Annotated in this window: 2 protein-coding genes and 1 tRNA gene; 2 read left to right on the forward strand and 1 reads right to left on the reverse strand. The window is 58.8% G+C overall.

Features of this window, described 5'->3' with window-relative positions; translation table 11 throughout:
- Window positions 1-166: 166 nt before the first annotated feature.
- Window positions 167-260 (reverse strand) — tRNA-Sec (locus V6C07_RS08960).
- Window positions 261-514: 254 nt separating this feature from the next.
- Here V6C07_RS08960 and ftsH point away from each other — a divergent pair.
- Both ftsH and folP read left to right on the forward strand, forming a co-directional pair.
- Window positions 515-2,548, forward strand: coding sequence for an ATP-dependent zinc metalloprotease FtsH (ftsH, locus tag V6C07_RS08965; RefSeq protein ID WP_333536065.1), 2,034 nt, complete (start codon window positions 515-517; stop codon window positions 2,546-2,548).
- The coding region (gene folP / locus V6C07_RS08970) for a dihydropteroate synthase (RefSeq protein WP_333536066.1) at window positions 2,548-3,330 on the forward strand (783 nt) is incomplete at its 3' end. The genes ftsH and folP, both read left to right, overlap by 1 nt.

Below are 3,330 nucleotides of genomic sequence, written 5' to 3' on the forward strand. Positions count from 1 at the left end.
TAATCGACAAAGACGCCAGGCAGCACTTGGCTATCTCTCACCAGCGGCGTTTGTCAGAAGCAGGATGATGGAACCAAAACTGCCGATTGCCGCTTAATATGGCGTACGAAATTGACGACCTATCTCAGTATGAAGTCGTCTTGGATAACGATTATATGGAGTAAACTGGCGGAGACGTATAGGGGTCGAACCTACCGCAGACCGTAAAGCCTGCCACCGGTTTTGAAGACCGGGCGCCACACCGGTGACGAAACGTCTCCGCGCAAGCCTTCGTATGCTATGTGAAAAAAACGATTGCCGCAAGGGTCTGGTTTGTCAGCGGCAAAATACTTTTTTGCCCATTGCCAATCCGGCGTCAGGCATTATATGTGAAAAACGGTTTCAGCGGCAGGCCCCTGCGGGCCTTAGCCATTTGACATGGAGCATGCACAGGTAGTATTTCTCTGCTTGCGTGGGCCTATGTCCAGGTCCTGGCCGTGTGCCGGAGCGCACGGAAAACGTAACGGAGGCAATGTTGAACCAGATGAGTCGCAACCTGATGCTGTGGGCCATTATCGTCCTGGCGATGGTTATGCTTTTTAATATGTTCCAGCAGCCACAGGGCGTGATGCAAAGAGTGCCCTATTCTGACTTCCTGAGTCAGGTGGACGGCGGTCAGATTCTGTCTGTAACCATGCAGGGACACACGCTTACAGGTAAAACATCAGACGGCAAAACCGTGCAGACCTATGCTCCGCAGGATCTGGGTCTGGTCAACCGCCTTATCGAAAAAAAGGTGGAGGTAAAAGCGGAACCGCCGGAAGAGCAGCCCTGGTACATGACGCTGCTGGTTTCGTGGTTTCCCATGCTTCTGCTTGTGGGCGTATGGATATTTTTCATGCGTCAGATGCAGGGTGGCGGCGGAAAGGCCATGAATTTCGGCCGTTCGCGTGCGCGAATGCTCAATCAGGACAGCGCCCGCGTCACCTTTGCCGACGTGGCCGGGGTGGACGAAGCCAAGGACGAACTCGCCGAAGTGGTGGAGTTTTTGTCCAATCCCAAAAAATTTACCCGTCTTGGCGGGCGCATTCCCAAGGGTGTGTTGCTGGTCGGGCCTCCCGGCACAGGCAAGACGCTTCTGGCGCGCGCCGTGGCCGGCGAAGCCGGGGTGCCGTTCTTTTCCATTTCCGGCTCGGACTTTGTGGAAATGTTTGTGGGCGTGGGCGCCTCGCGTGTGCGCGACCTTTTTGTGCAGGGCAAAAAAAATGCGCCTTGCCTTATTTTTATTGACGAAATTGACGCTGTTGGCCGTCAGCGCGGCGCCGGACTCGGCGGCGGGCATGACGAACGCGAACAGACCCTGAACCAGATGCTGGTGGAGATGGACGGTTTTGAAAGCAATGAGGGGGTTATCCTTATTGCCGCCACCAACCGTCCTGATGTGCTGGACCCGGCCCTGCTGCGTCCCGGCCGTTTTGACCGCCAGGTGGTGGTTCCCACCCCCGACCTTCGTGGCCGCCGTCGCATCCTTGAGGTGCATACCAAGCGTACCCCGCTTTCCGGCGATGTGGATCTGGATGTGCTGGCCCGCGGCACCCCCGGCTTTTCCGGTGCGGATCTGGAAAACCTGGTCAACGAGGCCGCCCTTCAGGCTGCCAAGCTGAATCAGGACAGGCTGGACATGCACGACTTTGAATACGCCAAGGATAAAGTTCTTATGGGACGCGAGCGCCGCAGCCTCATTCTTTCTGATGAGGAAAAGCGCATCACGGCCTATCACGAAGGCGGCCATGCCCTGGCGGCGCGTCTTTTGCCCGGTTCTGACCCGGTACACAAGGTCACCATCATTCCGCGTGGGCGCGCTCTCGGCGTGACCATGCAACTGCCTGAAGAAGACCGTCACGGCTACTCGCGCTCTTATCTGCGCAATACTCTGGTGGTCCTGCTTGGCGGGCGTGTGGCCGAAGAGATTATTTTTGACGACATCACCACAGGAGCCTCTAACGACATTGAGCGCGTCACCCGCATGGCCCGCAAGATGGTGTGCGAGTGGGGCATGAGCGAAGCCGTGGGTACGCTGGCTATCGGCGAAACCGGCGAAGAAGTCTTTATCGGCCGGGAGTGGGTGCAGAACAAGAACTTCAGCGAAGACACCGCCCGTCTGGTGGACTCGGAAGTCAAGCGCATTGTGGACGAAGCCCACGAGCGCTGCCGCATCTTGCTGAAGGAAAATGAAGAAACCCTGCACCGCATTGCCCGCGCCCTGCTGGATCGCGAGACCATCACCGGTGAAGAGCTTGAGCTGCTGATGGAAGACAAGGAACTGCCGCCGCTGGACAGCAACGGCAAGCCCATCAAGTATTCCGAGGCTCCCAGCCGTCCCGGCAAGGGCGGCGGAAGTGCCAAAAGCGAGGCGGCCGTTGCCGCCGAACCTGCCGAATTCACTCTTGAGCCGGATACCGGCGATGGAGACACCCCGGCGGCGCAGGCCCCGGCCGAGGAAAAAAGCGCTGAAAGTGACGAAGCAGCCGTTAAAAACGGTGAAGACGACAACAAGCGAAATCAGTAATGAAAAATTCGTTCCCGGTAGCGCCCGTTACGGGCGCAGCCTGGCATGTCATGGGGGGGCGGGCGTTGAAGACGCCCTCCCCCTTTGGCGTTATGGGCATCGTCAATCTGACTCCAGATTCTTTTTATGATGGCGGCGCGCACCATCTGGCTCCAGCCGGTTTGCGGCACGCCCTGACCTTGCTGGAAGAAGGCGCGGACATCCTTGACCTGGGGGCCGAGTCGTCCCGGCCTGGAGCCGCAGAGCTTTCGCCCGACGAAGAGATCCGCCGCCTTATTCCCGTGCTTATGGGACTGCGCCGCAAGGTCCCCTGGGCGGTGATTTCCGTCGATACCTACCATGCTGCCACTGCCGCCGCCGTTCTGGAGCAGGGCGCGGCCATAATTAACGATATTTCGGCGTGCGCGTTTGATCCGGCCCTGCTGGACGTGCTTGTGCAGTACCGGCCGGGCTATGTGCTCATGCACAGTCAGGGGCGGCCGGAGACCATGCAGCACAATCCGCAATACACGGACGTGCGGCGCGAAGTACGGGAATTTTTTGAGCGCAACCTCGCTCGGCTGGTGCGGGCGGGAGTTCCCGAAGACCGCATCATTCTTGATCCTGGCATCGGTTTCGGCAAAACGCTGGCCCATAATCTGGAACTGCTGGCGCACCCCGAAGACTGGTTGGATATGGGACGTCCGGTGCTCATGGCCCTTTCAATGAAGTCTGTTTTCGGCGGCCTGCTTTCATTGCCGCCGGGCGAGCGTGGCGCGGCCACCGTGGCGGCAACGGCTCTG

This window comes from Desulfovibrio sp. 1214_IL3152, from assembly GCF_036763055.1.
GTDB lineage: Bacteria > Desulfobacterota > Desulfovibrionia > Desulfovibrionales > Desulfovibrionaceae > Desulfovibrio.